Genomic DNA, 18,540 nt, shown 5'->3' with positions numbered 1-18,540 from the left:
TCAACCCCGTTCCGCGGCCACGACCGCGACGACCAGGTCCTGCAGCAGCGCCGCGGGAAGCAGCACCAGCCACCCGGCCTCCAGGAACGAGTCCGGCCGCGCCGCGGGCAGGCGGCGGCGCAGCCACACGAGCCCGCAGAGCAGGACGACTGTCTTGACCAGCGCCCACGACCAGCCGGGGAGCAGCGGACCGTTACCGCCACCGAGGAACATCGGCACCGCGAACGCGGCCCCGGCGGCGAGCAGCGCGTACCGGCCGCCGAGGAACAGCAGCCGGTCCACTCCCGACAGCTCGGCGGCCACCCCGCCGGCCACGTCGACGCCGAGGGCCGGGGAGAACGGCCCCCAGACCGCGATCGCCAGGATTCCGGCGCAGAAGACGACGAACGCCACCGGCATCCAGACCACGAACCAGAGGCCCCGTTGGGCGGCGACGATCGCCCCGAGGTTCAGACTCGACGCGCCGACCGCGGGCGCCACCAGCGCGAACATCAACGGCAGCTCGTACGCGAGCCCGTGGGCGAGGAAGCGGTAACCGCCGACCAGGGAGTACGCCGAGTTGGCACCCCAGCCGGTCAGCCACACGAACGCCCAGGCGAGGACGTCCATGGCGTTGAACCAGACCACCCCGACGTCGAGGTCGAACAGGGTCCACTCGCCCAGCGGCACCACCACGATGATCAGCAACGCCATCACCAGCAGGCCGGCGCCGCCGGTTCGCCACAACAACCGGTCCGCCGCGACCGTGGTACGCCGCCGCTGCCGCATCAGCCGAGCCACCTCCCCGAACGGCTGGCTCAGGCCGGACGGGCCGGCGCCGGTCGCCCGGGCGGTCAGGAATCCGTCGAGAGCGGCGGCGGTGACCGCCAGCAGTCCGAGCAGCCCGGCGGCGACCGGCGCCCAGCCGCCCGGGACGACGGTGACCGCCGGATCAGACACGGCTCACCTCGCGGCCCGTCACGAGCGGTTCGAGGTCGAGACTGGCGACGATCAGCCGGGCGGTGGCGACGTCCCACCCGCGTACCAGGTCAGGAAGCGCCTCGACGGGTGCCCGGCGCGGCGGGCCGGCGGGGTGCCGGCCCGCGATGCTGTCGGCGGCGCGGTCGAGGATGGCCAGCAGCCGGTCCCGGACGTCGCCCACGGCGGTGGCCGGCAGCCCACGGCGGGCGAGTTCGGGCCCGTCCAGCGGGCCGAGCCGGCGCAGCGACCACCGCAACCACCACGACCGGCCCACCCGGCGGCGGAGCCGGTCGAGTTCCCGCGCCGGCCGGTCGGGATCCGAGTTGAACAGCAGCGCGTCCCGGATCCGGCGGGCGCGGGAGGCGGCATCGTCCCAGCCGGCGAGCCCCAGCAGGCTGACGGCGTTGTCGCACCGTCGGGCGGCGAACCGGCGCGGGTCGTCCGTGACCGGAGCGTCTGCCGCCACGGTGGTGGCGTCGTCGACGCCGACCAGGCTGGCCTCCGCGTCCACGATCACGTCGCCCTGAAGGGCGCAGCCCACGACCAGCCCGGCCGGCCAGTACGCCAGGACGGGGCCGAGCCGCAGCCGCAGGAGATCCATCTCCAGGCCGTCACGGTCCTCACCGCCGACCGCGAGCGGGATGCCGTGCGGCGGCTCGTGGTGGCCGGCGTGGCCGTACGCGTCGGGTGTCGACCCGCCGCGACGCCCGCCCCGGCCGGTCCCGCCGTGTTCCGCCGTCCGGTCCCGGCCGTCGGCCCGCTGCGCCGCGGTGTCGAGCAGATCTGCCGCCGCCGTGTCGAGCGCGGCGAGAACCGCCCGCGGAGAGTGGACCTCGACGCGGGTACGCGGACCGGGCACCTGCTCCCACACTCGCGTCAGGGACTGCGCCAGGGGTGGCCGGGGTGGGCCGCAGACGGCCAGGATGTCGGCGTCCGCGGGCGACCGGGCAAGCCGCCAGCCCCGGGCGAGCACCTGCCGCTCGACGGCGACCCGGGTCATCCAGTACCCGGGCAGCTCCGCCACCAGCACATGCGCGTGCCGGACGGCGAGCCGGCCCCACGCGTCGGTCAGACCCACCGCAGCGCGCCCTCCCGCCAGGCCCAGAGGACCGCCACGAAGACCCCGCCGAGGAAGACGAACATCTCCACGATCGCGGTGGCCCCCAGCCGGCCGACGACCACCGCCCACGGGTACATGAAGAGCATCTCCACGTCGAAGGCGAGGAAGACCAGGGTCGCGAGGTACCACCGGACGTGGTAGCGCGACAGCGCGTGCTCGGCCGGCGGCCATCCGGACTGGAAGGGCAGGCTCTCCAGCGGCGGGGAGGCGATCGTCAGTGCCCGGTGGGCCAGGTGCAGGCCGGCGACGACGAGCGCGGCCACCAGGACCATGCTCGCCGTCCCTGCGTACATGCCGCTCCCGTCCGCGGTGTCGTCCACCCGCCCCGCCGTCCGTGGTGCTCCGCGAGAGCCGTGCGGTCATTCCTTCGCCTCAGCGGGCCGGTCGGACTTCCACCGATACGCACGATTTCTCACCCACTTCTACCATCACTCTCCGCTGCTGACCGCCTGTTGTGTCCGATCGAGTGTCGCGATGCGACGGCATGACGCCGGATCGACGCCCGGCTCGGCCGGGCGCCGCCGAACCCGGTGGCCGCCTTCGGCTGCCCGACAACACGCGCTCCGCGGCCGACCTCCTGGCACCCTCGACCCCGGAGCGGCTTGAGAGTGTTATCGATAACATGCTATTTTTGCCCGGAGTCGAGGCCGCGCCATCCATTCGGAATCATCGATTGTTCGACGGGCACCGGGTCTGATCCCGGCCGACGTTCGGTGACAGGTCCGAGCCGCCCGAGTGAACGCGAACAGGCCGTGCGAACGCGGCCGGTTCGTCGGTCCGCAATCTCTCCTCAGCCCGTCGTCAGCGTGCCGGCACGACTCGCGTCCCGGACGCGATCCCGGCGGATCACCTCGCCGCGCCGAACACGCGGTCCCCGCCGTACGCCGACGCGCCCATCACCCCGGAAGGCCCTCGATGCACCCCACCTGGAAAGGCAGGGCCGCGCTGCTCGCGGCCACCGCAGGACTGGTCGCCGCCGCCGGAGCCGTGACCCTGCCCGCCAACGCCGCCGCGGCCGGCTGCTCGGTCACCTACACGGTGTCCTCCCAGTGGCAGGACGGATTCGGCGCGAACGTCACCGTCACCAACCTCGGGGACCCGGTCGACGGCTGGACCCTCACCTGGTCCTTCGCCGCCGGTCAGACCGTCACCCAGTACTGGAACGCCACCATCACCCAGAACGGAGCGCAGCTCAGAGCCGTGAACGTCAGCTACAACGCGAGCATCGGCAGCAACGCCAGCGTGTCGTTCGGGTTCAACGGCTCCTGGAGCGGCAGCAACCCCGCGCCGACGAGCTTCGCGCTCAACGGGGTCACCTGCACCGGCGGCACGGGCACCCCGCCGCCGAGCACCGCCCCGCCACCGAGCACTCCCCCGCCGAGCACTCCCCCGCCGAGCACGCCACCGCCGACCACGCCGCCGCCGAGCGGCAGCCTGCCGAGCACCTTCCGCTGGAGCTCCGGCGGCGCGCTGATCGGCCCGAAGGCGGACGGCCGGAACATCGCCGGCATCAAGGACCCGTCGGTGGTGTACTACAACGGCAGGTACCACGTCTTCGCCAGCACCGCGCAGTCGTCGGGCTACAACCTCGTCTACACCAGCTTCACCGACTGGCCCCAGGCCGGCTCGGCCCCCTTCTACTACCTCGACCAGTCCCCGATCGGCACCGGCTACCGGGCCGCTCCGCAGGTGTTCTACTTCGCCCCGCAACGGCTGTGGTACCTGGTCTACCAGACCGGAAACGCGTCGTACTCCACCAACCCGGACATCGGCAACCCCGCCGGGTGGAGCGCGCCGAAGCACTTCTACAGCGGGATGCCCGACATCATCCGGCAGAACATCGGCAACGGCTACTGGGTCGACATGTGGGTGATCTGCGACAGCGGCAACTGCTACCTGTTCTCCTCCGACGACAACGGTCACCTCTACCGCTCGCAGACCACGCTGGCGCAGTTCCCCAACGGCTTCACCAACACCGTCATCGCCATGCAGGACAGCAACCGCAACCGGTTGTTCGAGGCGGCCAACGTCTACCGGGTCGGCAACCAGTACCTGCTGCTCGTCGAGGCGATCGGCGGCGACGGCCGGCGCTACTTCCGCTCCTGGACCGCGCCGGCCGTCACCGGACCGTGGCAGCCGCTCGCCGACAGCGAGAGCAACCCGTTCGCCCGGGCCAACAACGTCACCTTCACCGGCACGGCCTGGACCCGCGACATCAGCCACGGCGAGATGATCCGCAGTGGCTACGACCAGACCCTGACGATCAGCCCCTGCAACCTGCGCTACCTGTACCAGGGCCTGGACCCCAACGCCGGCGGCGACTACAACGGCCTGCCCTGGCGGCTCGGCCTGCTGACCCAGACAAACTCCACCTGCTGACCGGGGGCCTGGCCGCCACCCGGGCGGCCAGGCCCACCCGGACGTCGCGCGCCGGGGCGCGACACAAGAGGGGGTTGATATCGATCTATATCAATCAATACGCTGGCCTGGTCCCTGCTTGACCCGTCCCCCCACGGAGTGTGAGCAATGCGTATGCCCAAGATGTCCCGGATCCTCGCCACCCTCGCCGCCGCGGCGCTGACGGCGCTCGGCGCCGTCGCCGTCGATCAAGCGCCGGCCTCCGCCGCCATCCGCAACGTCTGTTACAACACCAGCCAGGCCGGCCCCTTCGCCGGGTACGCCAACCAGGCGGCCACCATCTGGAACAACGCCACGAAGAACATCAACATGGCCCAGTGCGGCTCGAACCTGATGATCTACTACACCTACGGCGGCGGCTCGTACGCCGTCCGCAACAGCCTCGGCAACGGCTACGTGGTCATCGACTACTACCAGGCCCAGCAGTACTCCCCGTTGCGGATCATGACCCACGAGATCGGGCACATCCTCGGCCTCGCGGACAACTACAACGGCAACTGCGCCATCCTGATGTCCGGCGGCAGCGCCGGGACCGGCTGCACCAACCCGTACCCGAGCGCCGGCGAGGCCGCCGCGGTCGACTCGTACTTCTCCTTCGCCGCCCGCGGCGCGACGACGACCGAGGTCTTCGCCGACAGCTGGCCGGCCGCCGCGACGGTGGGCGCCCTCCGCTGACGCCCGACCGGGGCCGGCGATCACGCCGGCCCCGGTCCGCGGTGCTGTTCGGTCAGCTTGCTGTGCAGGACAGGCCAGGGGCGCTGGTGGTGCCGTTCCACGACCCGAGGAAGCCGAAGTTGGTGCTGGCGCCGGCGCCGAGACTGCCGTTGTAGCTCACGTTGCGAGCGGTCACCTTGGACCCGCTGCTGGTCACGGTCGCGTTCCAGGTCTGGGTGACGGTCTGGCCGTTGGCGAAGGTCCACGTCACGGTCCAGCCGCTGATCGCCGAACTGCCGGCGGTGACCTGGATGTCGCCCTGGAAGCCACCCTGCCACTGGCCCACGATCGAGTACGTCGCCGCGCAGGTCCCGCCCCCGGCGGTCGGGGTGGTCGTGGGAGTCGCCGACGGGGTGGCCGACGGCGTCCCGGTGGGCGTCACCGACGGTGTCGCGGTCGGCCCTCCCCCGAAGATGGTGGCCTCCTTGGCCGTGGCCTTGATGCCGTTGGCGCCGTTGAAGATCCGTTGGCCCCAGGTGGTGAGCCGGCCGGGATCGAAGTTCGTGGCCATGTCCAGGATCGGGTCGCTGTTGCCGCTCCAGGACCACCCCAGGTAGCCCAGGCGGCGGGCCTGCGCCTCCGCCAGGATGGTCTCGTGGTCGACCTCGCCCGCGTTGAATCGCCAGCCGAACTCACCGATGACCAGCGGCCACCCGTTGGTCTGGAACCGGTTCAGGTAGTCGGTGACGGCCGCGGCGGTGTTGAACACCGCGTACATGTGGATCGACAGCACAGTGTTGTGCTGGTTGTCGGCGTCCAGGATCGCCTGGGCGTTGTCCCGCATGACGAACTGCCAGTCCTGACCCCAGTTCGGCCCGTCGACCATGAGCAGGTGCTCGAAGCCGTTGGCGCGCAGCTTCTTGATGGCTGCGGTGGTCGCGCTGGTCCACTGGCTCGCGTTGACGTTGCCGATCGGCTCGTTGCCGATGTTGATGACCACGTAGCTCTCCTGGCCGACCAGGGCGCTCTTCTGGCTGATCCAGTAGTTGGCCGCCTCGTCGAGTGAGGCCGCCGCGGATTCCTCGCCGTAGCCGGTGGTGTCGTGCACCTCCAGTACGCAGATCAGCCGATTCTGCTTGCACAGGGAGATCACGTTGGCGACGTCGGTGGACGGACCCCATCGCTTGCCGCTGCCCAGCACCACCCGCACGGTATTCGCGCCGAGCGCCTTGATGTTGGCGAACGAGCTGGTCTGGCCGGTGTACCAGACATGGGGATGGTTGACGCCACGCATGATGAACGTCTGGCCGTTGGCCTCGACGATGTTGCGCCCGCTGACGTGCAGCCCCACGGCCGCGTCCGCCGGCCCGACGAACATCAGGACGGATGCGGCGACTGCGAGCAGCGCGGCGCCGAGGGTGAAAACCCTTCGTTTCATGGCCTACCTCAGAGAGAGGCCCCGACGGGTCGGGGCACGGGCGCGCCTGCCCTGGCGCACCGCCGGACGGCGGTACGCGGCGCGATGGCGACGGGTGAGGTGCGGATACGAGGCCGGCTCAGCTCTCGGGGTGTCAACAAGCTACTCGGAGGCACGGATCAGCACAATAGGCATCCATCGATGAGTCGGACGGTGTCGGCCGGTCCGGGCCGACAGGTATCCTGCACCGGGTCGACGAACGGGGAGGTGGGCGTGGCCAGGGATAACGGGCGAAAGCTCGTCGCCTCCAACAAGAAGGCGCGGCACGACTACACCATCCTCAAGACGTACGAGGCCGGGATCGTGCTGGCCGGCACCGAGGTGAAGTCGCTGCGCGAGGGGCGGGTGTCGCTGGTCGACGCGTTCGCCCAGGAGCGCGACGGCGAGATCATGCTGTACGGCCTGCACATCGCCGAGTACGGCTATGGCACGTGGACCAACCACGCACCCCGGCGCACCCGCAAGCTGCTGCTGCACCGGGTGGAGATCGCCCGGATCCTGGAGAAGCTGCGGGAGAGCGGGCTGACCCTGGTGCCGCTGTCGATGTACTTCTCCAACGGCTGGGCCAAGGTCGAGCTGGGCCTGGCGAAGGGCAAGAAGTCGTACGACAAGCGGCAGACCCTCGCCGAACGGGACGCCAACCGGGAGATCGCCCGCGAGCTGGGCCGCCGCCTCAAGGGACGCCGCCCGGCCCGCTGAGCCGACGTCCACGGTCCCGGGGCGAGCCGGCCGGCCGGTCAGCCGAGCCGGTGGAGCACATCGCCGGCCACCGGCTGCGCACCTCGGGCACTCCGCAGCCCGCCGGGGAGCGCTCTCTTGACACCTCCCCCCTTCATTCATAGCTTTAACAATATCTATTTATATGGTTTGTTAACTGTTCGGCCCGCCCGATCACGCCGAGGCGGGGCGACCGACCCTGGGGAGGAATCTGTGCGGAGAATCCGTACCATCGCCGCCGTGGCCCTCGCGAGCGTGGGCCTCACGGTGGCGCTCACGGCGACCACGAGCGCACCCGCCGCCGCGGCACCCGGCGCGGTCACCTGGTCCGACGACTTCAACGGGGCGGCCGGCACGGCGCCGGACGCCAGCAAGTGGCGCTACGACATCGGTGGCAGTGGCTGGGGCAACAACGAGCTGCAGTACTACACGTCGAGCACCCGCAACGCCGCCCTCGACGGCAACGGGAACCTGGTGATCACCGCCCGCCGGGAGAACCCGTCGGGCTACTCCTGCTGGTACGGCAGCTGCCAGTACACCTCCGCGCGGCTGCTCACCGCCAACACGTTCACCCAGGCGTACGGCCGGTTCGAGGCGCGGATCAAGATCCCCCGGGGTCAGGGGATCTGGCCGGCGTTCTGGATGCTGGGCAACGACATCGCCACCAACCCGTGGCCCAACAGCGGCGAGATCGACATCATGGAGAACATCGGTCGCGAGCCGTCCACCGTGCACGGCAGCCTGCACGGGCCGGGCTACTCCGGCGGCAACCCGCTGACCGGCCAGACCTCGCTGCCCGGCGGTCAGGCCCTCGCCGACGCGTTCCACACCTACGCCGTCGACTGGGCGCCCGACTCCATCACCTGGTACCTCGACGGCGTGGCGTACTCGCGCAAGACCCCGGCGGACGCGGCCGGCAAACGGTGGGTCTTCGACCACCCGTTCTTCATGATCATGAACGTGGCGGTCGGTGGAAACTGGCCCGGCTCGCCGGACGGCAGCACGGTCTTCCCGCAGACGATGGTCATCGACTACGTCCGGGTCCAGGCCTGGGACAACGGCGGTGGCGGCACCGGCGGCCAGATCGTCGGGTACGGCAACAAGTGCGTGGACGTCGCCAGCGCCAACACCGCCAACGGCACCCCGATCCAGCTCTGGACCTGCAACGGCACCGCCGCCCAGAACTGGACCTGGAACGCCGACGGCTCGGTACGCGCCCTCGGCAAGTGCCTCGACGTCACCGCCGGGTCGACCGCCAACGGCGCACGGGTGCAGCTCTACGACTGCAACGGCACCGGCGCGCAGCGGTGGGTGTTCACCTCCACCGGGGACATCGTCAACCCACAGGCCAACAAGTGCCTGGACGCCACCGGGGTCAGCTCCGCCGACGGCACCCCGTTGCAGATCTGGGACTGCACCGGCGGGGCGAACCAGAAGTGGCGACGCTGAGCCGCGTCGTACCGGGCCCGGCCCGGTGACCGCCCGAGGGCCGGCCGGGGCGACCCGGCCGGCCCTCGGCACGGTCGGCCCCGGACGGACGGGTAGTCCTGGTCATGCCGGCCGGCCACCCGGCGGTGTGCCAGGATCATGCCTCGTGGAAAGCACCGGCGAGCCGCCGTTCGCCGCACCGGACCGAACCCGCTGGGGCCGCCTGCACGTACTCGACTGGACCGCGATCGGGCTCGCGGTGGTCGGCGTCCTGTGCGTCGTCACCGGGTTCCTCCCCCGCGCCGACGCCGAGGCCACCGTACGCCGGATCGTGCCCATCCTGATCTTCCTCGGCACGGTGGTGGTGCTGGCCGAGCTGACCGCGGCGGCCGGGGTCTTCGACGCGCTCGCCGCCCGGATGGCGATCACCGCGCGGGGCAGCTTCCGCGCGCTGTTCTGGCTCTGCGTCGGCTTCGCGTCGGTGACCACGATCGCGCTCAACCTGGACACCACCGCCGTCCTGCTCACCCCGGTGATGATCGCCCTGGCCCGCCGGCTCGGCGTGCCGCCCACCCCGCTGGCGATGACCACGGTCTGGCTGGCCAACACGGCCAGCCTGCTGCTGCCGGTGTCCAACCTGACCAACATCCTGGCCAGCGGCCGTATCGGGCTGGCCCCGGTGCCGTGGGCGGCCCGGCTGTGGTGGCCGCAACTGGTCGCCATCGTGATCACCATGCTGCTGCTGTGGTGGTGGTACTGGCGACCGGCCCGGGCCGGTGCCGACCCGTTCCGGCCACCGCCGGCGCACGTGCCACCCGACCGGGTGCTCCACCGCACCGCCCTCGTCGCCTGCCTGATCTTCGTCGCCGGGATCCTCGCCGGGGTCGAGATCGGGCTCGCCTCCGGGGTGGCCGCCGCGCTGCTGGTCGCCGGGTTCGCCGTCCGCGCCCGGGACAGCCTGACCCTCCGGCTGGTCCCGTGGCGGCTGCTGGTGTTCGTCACCGGGCTGTTCCTGGTGGTGCAGACCATCGGCCGGCACGGGCTGGACACCGTGATGGGCACCCTGATCGGCGGCGACCCGGGCACCGAGGGCGTGCTGCGGGCCGGCGCCGTCGGCGCGCTCTTCGCCAACGTGGTCAACAACCTGCCCGCGTACGTGGCCGGCGAGGCGGTCATCCCCGCCGATCACCACACCCGGTTGCTGGCCCTGCTGGTGGGCACCAACGTCGGGCCACTCGCCACCCCGTGGGCGTCGCTGGCGACGCTGATCTGGTACGAACGCTGCCGCGCCGCCGGGGTGACCGTGCCGCTGGGCCGGTTCGTGGCCACCAGCGCCGCCCTCGCGGCCGTGGCCACCACCGCCACCGTCGCCGCGCTGCTGGTCGGCCCGGGAGCCTGATCGGGGTGGCCCCGGGCGGGGCACGTCGTCAGGGCGACGACCGGGACCGGCCCTCGCGGGCGGGACGCCGGCGCCGGTTGGCGGAGCGGTCAGGACAGGTCGTCGAGGGCGAGTTGACGCAGCCGCTCGGAATCGGCGATCACGTCGATGGCGGCGATCCTTCCCTCGGCGACGGTGAAGGCCATGACGGAGAGCGGACGACCGGCGGCGGTGACGAGCACCCCGGCGGCACCGTTGACCAGCGCGGGCCGGGCGAACGGGGAGAACCGGCCGAAGGTGGCCGCCTGCGCGGCGACCGCCGTCGCTCCGGTGATGACAGTGGTGTGGCGGGCACGGGCGGTGCCGCCGTCGGAACGGAGCACCACATCGGGGTGCAGCACGGTCACGAGTCGGTCGAAGTCGCCCTCGTGGGCGGCGGCGAGGAACGCGTCGACGACCTCGCGCTGACGGGCCAGGTCCGGATCGGACGCCGGGGCGCGACCCTGGACGCGGCGGCGCGCCCGACTGGCGAGTTGGCGGGCCGCGGCCGGCGAGCGGTCCATCATGGCGCCGATCTCGTCGAACGGGACGGCGAACAGGTCGTGCAGCACGAACGCGAGCCGCTCGGTCGGGGTCAGGGTGTCCAGGACCACCAGCAGCGCGAGCCCGACGGAGTCGGCCAGCACGGCGGCGTACGCCGGGTCAGCGTCGTCGGCGGTGCTGACCACCGGGTCCGGCACGCGTACGTCGAGGGATTCCTCGCGGCGCGTCTGGCGGGCGCGGAGGGCGTTCAGGCAGATCCGGGCGACCACCGTGGTCAGCCAGGCGGCGAGGTTGTCCACCTCGTCGGCGTCGGTCCGGGCGAGGCGCAGCCAGGTCTCCTGCACGGCGTCCTCGGCTTCGGTGAGCGAGCCGAGCATCCGGTAGGCCACCGCCCGCAGTTGCGGTCGGTGCTGCTCGAACCGCTCGGCCAGCCAGATGTCCTGGTCCATGTCCCGCTCCTCCTCGTACCGGTCTCACCGGACTCGACCCGCGGGAGGCCGCCGACGTGACAGCCGCCGGACCGGCGTGACCTCGGTCACTGCGGTCACATCCGCCGCCCGCGCCGGGTCGAGTCGGCAGAACCACGAAACGTAGTGGACGCGATTCGTCTCGCCGTCCCCGAGTCCGGAGGACATCATGAGCGCACCCATCCTGGTAACCGGCGGCACGGGCACCCTCGGCAAACTGGTCACCCCGCTGCTGCGCGAGGCCGGACACCCGGTGCGGGTGCTCAGCCGCCGGGGCGGCCGGTCCGCTCCCGGCGTCGAGCACGTCACCGCGGACCTGCTCGGCGGCGAGGGCGTCGACGCCGCGGTGCGCGGGGTGGAGATCGTCCTGCACCTGGCCGGTGGGCCGAAGGGCGACGACCAGGCGACCCGCAACCTGGTCCGGGCCGCGGGGCGGGCCGGCGTACGGCACCTGGTCCACATCTCGGTCATCGGCGCCGACCGGGTCCCCCTCGCCTGGCTCCGCACCAAGCGGGACGCGGAACAGGCGATCGCCGAATCCGGCGTGCCGTGGACGACCCTGCGCGCCGCCCAGTTCCACGACCTCGTGCTGACCGTCGCGGCGAAGATGGCGAAGTCTCCCGTGGTCCCGGTGCCGGGTGGGCTCCGGTTCCAGCCGGTCGACGCCCGTGAGGTGGCGGCCCGGCTGGTCGAGCTGGCGCTCGGCGCGCCGGCCGGCCTGGTGCCCGACCTCGCCGGCCCGACCGTGTACGGGATGGACGAACTGATCCGCGGCTACCTGGGGGCGGTCGGCAAGCGCCGACTGCTGCTACCGGTCCGGCTGCCCGGGAAGGCCGGACGGGCGTACCGGAACGGGGACAACCTCGCCCTCGGCGGCGCCACCACCGGATCACGGACCTGGGAGGCATTCCTGGCCGAGCGGTTGCTGCAGCGCGTCACCGCACGGTGAGTCCGCCGCTGGGCGCGGCTCGCGAGAGTCGCCAGCATTGCCGTCGACTCCTTACCGCACTGCCCGGCGAATGCGGCCTCACCAGGCAATATTCAATGGCATGGAAGGCCGTTTCGCGCAATTTAGTACGGTGCGTAAATCTTGCGGGCGGCGCCCGCCCCCTGGGCAGGAAAGAGATAAAACCGCAGGTCAGAACGGCTGCACGCAGTTCACGCAGACGGTCGCGGCGTCCGCCGCCCAGCACCTGGTTGATCACGCCGGCTCGCCGGCCCGGCATCGCTGACGCCCCCATGGCGTCGCATCTCTCGGCGCCTCGTCGGCAGCCTCGGCGCACGGGCTGCGACTCGTGACCGGGGTGTGGATACCACCACAGAGGACATCAGCCGAGCGTCCGACCAGGTCGATCCAGGCGGCCAACCTCCCCCTGACCCGTCGCACAAAATCAGCCTATTTCTTTGCATAGTTACGGCGTGATCAGTTTTGCGTGGTGTTACCTTTTCCTCCTATTAATCCCGGCCAAATTTGGCCAAATCGGCATGAATCGGACATTAGGCACTAAAGTCTAGTCCTGCCGGTACACAGCGGGGGAAGAGGAGCTGATGAAGAGCAAGTGGATCGCCATCACCGGCGGTACGGGGAAGACCGACCTCGCATCGCGAGACGGCCTCACGGCATCCGCCGGGGAGGGGTTCTGGTGACCCTGAACCCGGACATCGACACGCACGTCCCCAGCCTGCTGACCGAGCCGCCCCTCACCGCCCCGTCCGGGCAGGGTGACCGGGCACTGAGCATCCTGCGGATGCGGGAACGGCCCGAGGGCGACGGCGGAGTAGTCACAGCCCAGCCCGAGCGACAGACCGTGAGCGTGGTCATCCCGACGCTCAACGAGGAGAAGAACATCGAGTGGGTGCTCAGGCGGATGCCGCCGATCGTCGACGAGGTGGTCCTCGTCGACGGGCACTCGTCGGACCGTACGGTCGAGGTCGCCCGCTCCATCCGGCCGGACATCGTGGTGTTGACGCAGAACTGCCGGGGCAAGGGCGACGCGGCGCGGGTGGCGTTCGCCGCGGCCACCGGCGATCTGATCGTGATGATCGACGCCGACGGCAGCATGGACCCCGCCGAGATCCACCAGTACGTCACCCCGCTCGTCAACGGCTACGACTTCGTCAAGGGCTCCCGGTTTCTGTCCGGCGGCGGGTCAACCGACCTGACCGCGCTGCGCCGGACCGGGAACAGCATGCTGGTGCGGCTCACGAACAGCTTCTTCCTCGTCCGCTTCACCGACCTGTGCTACGGCTTCTGTTCGTTCCGTCGTGAGTGCCTACCGGCGCTCGCCCTGACCGCACACGGCTTCGAGATCGAGACCGAGCTCGTGATCCACGCGCTGAAGGCGAACCTACGCATCGCCGAGGTGCCGAGCACCGAATTCCCCCGCCGCTGCGGCACCTCCAACCTGCACACCTTCCGCGATGGTCAGCGCGTGCTCCGGACCCTGCTCCGGGAACGGTTCGTACGGCGCCCTCGACCGGTGGTCGACCCGATCGACCACCGCGCGCTGCAACGGTGGCAACCCCCGGCCGTCGAGCCGACCAGCCAGCCACTGAACGAGGTGCCCCGATGATGAACCGTCTCCGACGGCGTACCCGGCTGGCGCGCGGTTCCTACGCCCTCGCCCTGCTGCTGGGCATGTTGTTCGGCGCCGCACCAGCGCCCGGCGGGCACACCGCACCCGCCCAGGCGGCCACCGGCGACCTCGGCCACATCGGTCCGTCCACCTCGGGCGACGGCTCGGCGGCCACCGGTGAGAAGCCGGAGAGCAAGCTGTGGTGGAACGACGGCGCCTGGTGGGCGGTGCTGTTCCACACCAGCAGCCAGACCCACCACATCTTCCGACTTGACCGTTCCGCCCAGCAGTGGATCGACACCGGGACCGCCGTCGACAACCGGCCGAAGACCCGCTCAGACGTGCTGTGGGACGGCACCAGGCTCTACGTCTCCTCGCACGTCCGAGCCAGTTCCTCCGCCGACGCGGCCGCCGGAAACCCGGCCCGGCTCTACCGCTACCGCTACGACGCCGCGACGAGGACCTACACCCGCGACGCCGGCTTCCCGGTGCAGATCAACAGCTACTCCAGCGAGACCCTCACCATCGACAAGGACTCGACGGGCGTGCTCTGGGCGACCTGGACGCAGGGCTCGACGGTCTACGTGAACAACACGACGGGCGGGGACGCGGTCTGGGGCACCCCGTTCGCGCTCCCGGTCACCGCCGCCACCGCCCTGGACAGCGACGACATCTCGTCGGTGGTGACCTTCGGCACCCGGACCGGCGTGATGTGGAGCCACCAGCCGAAGTCCGCGATGTACTTCGCCGAGCACATCGACGGCGCGTCGCGCACCACCTGGGCCGTCACCCGTACCGCGATCCAGGGGCCGAACAACGCCGACGACCACATCAACCTCAGGACGCTCCAGGACGACGGCTCCGGACGGGTGTACGCGGTCATCAAGACCAGTCTCGACGACGCCGGCGCGACGACCTCGGCGCCCCTGATCATGCTCCTCGCCCGGGACCCCTCGACCGGTGAGTGGTCCAGCTACCGGGTCGCGCGGATAAAGGACTGCCACACCCGGCCGGTCCTGCTGATCGACTCCGAACATCGGATGCTGTACGTCTTCATGACCGCGCCGGACAGCGGGTGTCCCTACACCGGCTACCCGGGAACGATCTTCATGAAGAGCTCCCCGATGGGCAGCATCGCCTTCCCCGACGGCCGCGGCACCCCGGTGATCAGGGACGCCCTCTCGCCCAACATGAACAACGCGACGACCACCAAGCAGAGCGTCACCAGCGCCACCGGCATGGTGGTCCTGGCCAGCAACGATGTCACCCAGCGTTACTGGCACGCCGACATCCCGCTGGGCTCGTCGTGAACGCCGGGACCGTCCTCGACCGCCGTCTCAAGGCGGCACCCGACGACCCGCGACCGCTGCGGGTGACGAGTCCGGCCCCGGCCGACGCATGGGAGCGGGTGCTCGCCTCCGCGCCGAACGCCCTGCCCAGCCAGACGCCGACCTGGCTCCGCTGCGTGTGCGCGGTCGAAGGCTATGCGGACGTCTCGCGGCTCTACGAGACCGCCGACGGCAGGCGCATCGTCCTTCCGCTGGTACGCCGCCCGGGGCTCGGTCCGATCCTCGCGACGGACTTCGGACTCCCCGTCGGCTGGGGACCGGGCGGGCTGGTCTGCGAGGGCGGCGAACTCCGCCCGGAGGACGTCCGCATGGTGGTCACCGACCTGGCACGGCGACCCGTGCTGAGCACCCTGGTCCGCCCTGACCCGGCGGCGGCGGGGACGTGGGAGGCGGCGGTGCCGGCCAGCGTGCTGCGCGAGAAGCGGATGACGCAGACGGTCTTCCTCGACGGCGGCTTCGACAAGGTCTGGCGCGAGCGGTTCCGCAGCGACACCCGCAACCGGATCCGCCGCGCGGAGCGGGCCGGCGTCCTCGTCGAGTGGGACGACACGGGCCGTCTGGTCCCGGTCTTCCACCAGCTCTACGGTGAGTCCGTCGACCGCTGGGCACGGCGGGACCGGCTCCCGGTCCCGCTCGCCCGGCGGCTGGCCGCCCGACGGGAGCCGCACCGGAAGCTGCGCACCGTCGCGGAGATGCTCGGCTCCCGGTGCCGGATATACGCCGCGTACCACGAGGGACGTCCGGTCGCCGCGATCGTCGTGCTGTTCGGCGCGACGACGGCGATGTACTGGCGCGGCGCGATGCTGGAGAAGCTCGCCGGCCCCGTCTATGCCAACTACCTGTTGCACAAGACGGCGATCGCGGACGCGATCGAGGCCGGGTGCGCGGCCTACAACATGGGCGACTCGGCGCGGGTGTCCTCGTTGGAGCTGTTCAAGAGCCGCTTCGGCGCCGTCAGCCAGGACTACGCCTGCTACCGGATCGAGCGGGTGCCGATCACCCCGCTGGTCCAGCGGGCTCGTGGCGGCGTACGGCGGATCCTGGCGCTCCGGCCGGTGCGGAGCAGTGCATGAGCCGTACACCGCCGACGACGACCACGGTGGCGGGCCGTCCGGAACCGCCGCGGCCGGCGGCACCGGCCACGGCCGCGCACGGGCTCGCCCGGGGGGTGCTGGCCGGCCTCGACGAGGCCGGCGTCCGCTGGTGCCTGCTGCGCGGCGGCTCGGCGGCGCTCATCGCCCCCGGGGACCTGGATCTCCTGGTGGCGCCGGCCGATCTCGCGCGGGCCGTCGCCGTGATGACGGCTCACGGCCTGGTCCGCCTGGCCGGGCACGGCCGAGGGAGTCACCGGTTCTTCCTCGGCCTCGACGGGGCCACCGGTTCGTGGGTCGAACTCGACCTGGTGACGGAGCTTGCCTACGGCCGTCACTTCGAGGTGCGCGCGCTGGCCGCCGACCAGTGCCTGGGCCGCCGGGCACGCCAGGACGACGTGTGGGTGCTCGCGCCCGGGGACGAGTTCTGGGCGCTGCTGCTGCACTGTGTGCTCGACAAGGGCATCGTCGCCGGCCATCATCTACGCCGCCTGCGACAACTGGAGGAGCACGCCACGCTCGACGGTCCGCTCGCCCGAGCGCTACCGGACCGGGCGGCCCGGATGCTGCTGGCATACTGGCGGGCCGGTCGCCCGGCGGAGCTGCCGGCCGTACGTCGCCGACTGCTCGCCGCCTGGTGGCGGGCCCGTCCGGTCGGCGCGGCCCGCCGTATCGTCGGCTCGGCCGTCCTGCGTTCGATCGAGCGGCCGTTGCAGGCGTGGAGCCGTCGCGGTGCCGGCGTCGCCCTGATCGGCCCCGACGGATCGGGCAAGTCCACCCTGGCCGAGGGCATCGAGTCGGCGTTCTACTTTCCGGTACGCCGCGTCTACATGGGGCTGTGGCCGTCGAACGAGGCGCCGCGCAGCACCGCCGAGCAGGGCGTGCGCATTCTGCTGCGCCCGTTCACCGTGTGGCGGCGCTACCTGGCGGCGGTACGCCACCGGGCGCTGGGCCGGATGGTGGTCTTCGACCGCTACGTCTACGACGCCCTGCTGCCGCCGCGCGGGCCGTTGGTCTGGCTCAAGCGGCCGTACTTCCAACTGCTGAGCCGACTCTGCCCGGCACCCGACGTGGTGCTGCTGCTGGACGTGCCAGGTCCGGTCATGCACCGCCGCTCCGGCGAGTACGACGCCGAGCACCTCGAGCGGGAGCGCGAGCAGTACCGGCGGCTGCGTCGGCGTATCCCGCACCTGGAGCGGGTGGACGCCGACCGTACGCCGGAGCTGGTGCTCGCCGACGCGCTCGGCCGGATCTGGCGGTACTACGTCGAGCGGACGGCCCGGTGAGGGGCGCCGTACATTGGGCGCAGCCGGTCCTGCGGGACCGGCTCGCCTGCTGGTTGCACCGGCCCGAACGGAGCTGGACCGCCACCGTCGCCCCCCGCCTCGTCGCCTGGGCCACCGCCACCGACGACGCGCTGTGGCGGACCGAGGCGGTCGCCTTCACCAGCACGTCGGTCGCCGTGGCCACGGTGCGGGGCCGCGAGGCCGGCGGACGCTACATGGTCAAGGTGCCCTGGACCGACCTGGCTGTCCAGGGGCTCCGACGCCAGGCCGAGGTGCTCGACCTGCTGTGGACGAACCCGCGCCTACCCGGCATGCGCTCACTCCTGCCGTACTGCGCGGCGCAGGGCGAGGTCAACGGACGCTACTACTGCGTGGAGGGGGCGCTGCGGGGCGTTCCGGCGAACCGGATGATGCTGCGGCGTACCCAGCGGGCCGCGTTGCTCGCCTCCGCCGGCCGGATCATCCGCGACCTGCACCAGCGCACCCGGGAACGGACCGTGCTCGACTGGGCCGCGGTGACGGAGTGGGTGGACCGTCCGCTCCTACGGCTGGAGGGGTTCGTCGCCACCCACCCGCGACGTGACCGGCTGCTCGACACGGTCTGGCGCCTGCGCGAGGAACTCGCCGGGGCCCTCGTCGGCCGCACCGTACACATCTCCTGGATCCACGGCGACTTCTGGCCCGGCAACGTGCTGGCCAACTCGCCGGACGGCCAGGTGACCGGGATCGTCGACTGGGACCGGGCGTCGGCCCGCCAACTTCCCCTGCACGACCTGCTGCACCTGCACGTCCTCGCCCGTCGGCTGGCCCGCGGCGACGAACTCGGCGAGATCGTCGTCGAGGCGCTTCGGCACGGCGTCGACCGGACGCTCGACGTCCCCGCCGACGAGGCGGCCGACTGGCTGGACGGCATCCCGCCGCGACCGGCTCTGCTCCTCTACTGGCTACGCCACATGCTGCTGTTCATCGACTCGGAAGGTGACCATGACGATCCACGCTGGATCCGCGGCAACGTCGAGCGCGTCCTCGCCAACGTCTGACCCGGTCGCCGTCCTCGGCCCGGGGGCACCGGTCGG

Annotated in this window: 16 protein-coding genes; 11 read left to right on the top strand and 5 right to left on the bottom strand. The window is 71.5% G+C overall.

From position 1 onward, the window contains the following. From GA0070621_RS07945 to GA0070621_RS07935, 3 genes are read right to left on the bottom strand one after another with little or no spacing between them, the layout of a single operon-like run. Positions 1-939 carry a complex I subunit 1 family protein gene (locus GA0070621_RS07945; RefSeq protein ID WP_091192725.1) on the bottom strand — a complete coding sequence of 313 codons (939 nt, stop codon included), beginning with the start codon at positions 937-939 and terminating at the stop codon, positions 1-3. Beyond that, positions 932-2,038 carry a hypothetical protein gene (locus GA0070621_RS07940; RefSeq protein ID WP_091192723.1) on the bottom strand — a complete coding sequence of 369 codons (1,107 nt, stop codon included), beginning with the start codon at positions 2,036-2,038 and terminating at the stop codon, positions 932-934. The genes GA0070621_RS07945 and GA0070621_RS07940 overlap by 8 nt, the downstream gene beginning before the upstream one ends. Beyond that, positions 2,029-2,352 carry an NADH-quinone oxidoreductase subunit A gene (locus tag GA0070621_RS07935; protein WP_197674001.1) on the bottom strand — a complete coding sequence of 108 codons (324 nt, stop codon included), beginning with the start codon at positions 2,350-2,352 and terminating at the stop codon, positions 2,029-2,031. The genes GA0070621_RS07940 and GA0070621_RS07935 overlap by 10 nt, the downstream gene beginning before the upstream one ends. A 643-nt stretch (positions 2,353-2,995) precedes the next feature. On the opposite strand from GA0070621_RS07935, the gene GA0070621_RS07930 reads away from it, so the two are divergent. Together GA0070621_RS07930 and GA0070621_RS07925 are read left to right on the top strand one after the other, a co-directional pair. Beyond that, the gene (locus GA0070621_RS07930) at positions 2,996-4,459 is read left to right on the top strand and encodes a non-reducing end alpha-L-arabinofuranosidase family hydrolase (protein WP_091192722.1); all 1,464 of its coding nucleotides are present in this window, start codon (positions 2,996-2,998) and stop codon (positions 4,457-4,459) included. A 147-nt stretch (positions 4,460-4,606) separates the two neighbouring features. Beyond that, complete coding sequence (locus tag GA0070621_RS07925) at positions 4,607-5,173, top strand: snapalysin family zinc-dependent metalloprotease (protein WP_091192720.1); 567 nt, start codon at positions 4,607-4,609, stop codon at positions 5,171-5,173. A gap of 52 nt (positions 5,174-5,225) precedes the next feature. Here the strand turns inward: GA0070621_RS07925 and GA0070621_RS07920 are convergent, their stop codons facing one another. Continuing rightward, positions 5,226-6,590, bottom strand: coding sequence for a cellulase family glycosylhydrolase (locus GA0070621_RS07920; protein WP_091192719.1), 1,365 nt, complete (start codon positions 6,588-6,590; stop codon positions 5,226-5,228). A gap of 252 nt (positions 6,591-6,842) precedes the next feature. Here GA0070621_RS07920 and smpB point away from each other — a divergent pair, with 252 nt between their 5' ends. The 3 genes from smpB to GA0070621_RS07905 all read left to right on the top strand — a co-directional run bounded on the left by smpB (position 6,843) and on the right by GA0070621_RS07905 (position 10,173). Next, on the top strand, positions 6,843-7,328 hold the full coding sequence (gene smpB / locus GA0070621_RS07915; RefSeq protein WP_091202165.1) for an SsrA-binding protein SmpB: 486 nt from the start codon (positions 6,843-6,845) through the stop codon (positions 7,326-7,328). 231 nt (positions 7,329-7,559) lie between these two features. Further along, positions 7,560-8,795, top strand: coding sequence for a glycoside hydrolase family 16 protein (locus GA0070621_RS07910; protein ID WP_091192717.1), 1,236 nt, complete (start codon positions 7,560-7,562; stop codon positions 8,793-8,795). A 145-nt stretch (positions 8,796-8,940) separates the two neighbouring features. Further along, a complete protein-coding gene (locus GA0070621_RS07905) occupies positions 8,941-10,173 on the top strand; it encodes an ArsB/NhaD family transporter (protein WP_091192716.1) in 1,233 nt (410 codons plus the stop codon). An 89-nt stretch (positions 10,174-10,262) separates the two neighbouring features. On the opposite strand, the gene sigJ is transcribed toward GA0070621_RS07905, so the two are convergent. Next, positions 10,263-11,144, bottom strand: a complete 882-nt coding sequence (gene sigJ, locus GA0070621_RS07900) for an RNA polymerase sigma factor SigJ (RefSeq protein WP_167666691.1) — start codon at positions 11,142-11,144, stop codon at positions 10,263-10,265. A 187-nt stretch (positions 11,145-11,331) separates the two neighbouring features. Here sigJ and GA0070621_RS07895 point away from each other — a divergent pair, with 187 nt between their 5' ends. The 6 genes from GA0070621_RS07895 to GA0070621_RS29450 all read left to right on the top strand — a co-directional run bounded on the left by GA0070621_RS07895 (position 11,332) and on the right by GA0070621_RS29450 (position 18,504). Continuing rightward, the gene (locus GA0070621_RS07895; RefSeq protein ID WP_091192715.1) at positions 11,332-12,111 is read left to right on the top strand and encodes an SDR family oxidoreductase; all 780 of its coding nucleotides are present in this window, start codon (positions 11,332-11,334) and stop codon (positions 12,109-12,111) included. Positions 12,112-12,805: 694 nt separating this feature from the next. Continuing rightward, the gene (locus tag GA0070621_RS07890; RefSeq protein ID WP_197673947.1) at positions 12,806-13,735 is read left to right on the top strand and encodes a glycosyltransferase family 2 protein; all 930 of its coding nucleotides are present in this window, start codon (positions 12,806-12,808) and stop codon (positions 13,733-13,735) included. Beyond that, positions 13,732-15,048: a hypothetical protein gene (locus GA0070621_RS07885; protein ID WP_157739889.1), complete on the top strand. Its 1,317-nt coding sequence runs from the start codon at positions 13,732-13,734 to the stop codon at positions 15,046-15,048. Before GA0070621_RS07890 ends, GA0070621_RS07885 begins: the two co-directional genes overlap by 4 nt. Beyond that, on the top strand, positions 15,045-16,160 hold the full coding sequence (locus GA0070621_RS07880) for a GNAT family N-acetyltransferase (protein ID WP_091192712.1): 1,116 nt from the start codon (positions 15,045-15,047) through the stop codon (positions 16,158-16,160). The genes GA0070621_RS07885 and GA0070621_RS07880 overlap by 4 nt, the downstream gene beginning before the upstream one ends. Then, the gene (locus GA0070621_RS29455) at positions 16,157-17,464 is read left to right on the top strand and encodes a nucleotidyltransferase family protein (protein ID WP_157739888.1); all 1,308 of its coding nucleotides are present in this window, start codon (positions 16,157-16,159) and stop codon (positions 17,462-17,464) included. Before GA0070621_RS07880 ends, GA0070621_RS29455 begins: the two co-directional genes overlap by 4 nt. Continuing rightward, positions 17,461-18,504: a phosphotransferase family protein gene (locus tag GA0070621_RS29450; RefSeq protein ID WP_157739887.1), complete on the top strand. Its 1,044-nt coding sequence runs from the start codon at positions 17,461-17,463 to the stop codon at positions 18,502-18,504. The genes GA0070621_RS29455 and GA0070621_RS29450 overlap by 4 nt, the downstream gene beginning before the upstream one ends. Positions 18,505-18,540: the final 36 nt, after the last annotated feature.

The organism is Micromonospora narathiwatensis, from assembly GCF_900089605.1.
Lineage (GTDB): Bacteria > Actinomycetota > Actinomycetes > Mycobacteriales > Micromonosporaceae > Micromonospora > Micromonospora narathiwatensis.
This window is presented reverse-complemented; position numbering and strand designations above follow the sequence as displayed.

Excerpts from the sequence above, each read along its gene's own strand:
- GA0070621_RS07930 (WP_091192722.1), top strand. The coding sequence starts at position 2,996 with ATGCACCCCACCTGGAAAGGCAGGGCCGCGCTGCTCGCGGCCACCGCA.
- GA0070621_RS07920 (WP_091192719.1), bottom strand. The coding sequence starts at position 6,590 with ATGAAACGAAGGGTTTTCACCCTCGGCGCCGCGCTGCTCGCAGTCGCC.
- GA0070621_RS07885 (WP_157739889.1), top strand. The coding sequence starts at position 13,732 with ATGATGAACCGTCTCCGACGGCGTACCCGGCTGGCGCGCGGTTCCTAC.
- GA0070621_RS29455 (WP_157739888.1), top strand. The coding sequence starts at position 16,157 with ATGAGCCGTACACCGCCGACGACGACCACGGTGGCGGGCCGTCCGGAA.
- sigJ (WP_167666691.1), bottom strand. The coding sequence starts at position 11,144 with ATGGACCAGGACATCTGGCTGGCCGAGCGGTTCGAGCAGCACCGACCG.
- GA0070621_RS07935 (WP_197674001.1), bottom strand. The coding sequence starts at position 2,352 with ATGGTCCTGGTGGCCGCGCTCGTCGTCGCCGGCCTGCACCTGGCCCAC.
- GA0070621_RS07895 (WP_091192715.1), top strand. The coding sequence starts at position 11,332 with ATGAGCGCACCCATCCTGGTAACCGGCGGCACGGGCACCCTCGGCAAA.
- GA0070621_RS07925 (WP_091192720.1), top strand. The coding sequence starts at position 4,607 with ATGCGTATGCCCAAGATGTCCCGGATCCTCGCCACCCTCGCCGCCGCG.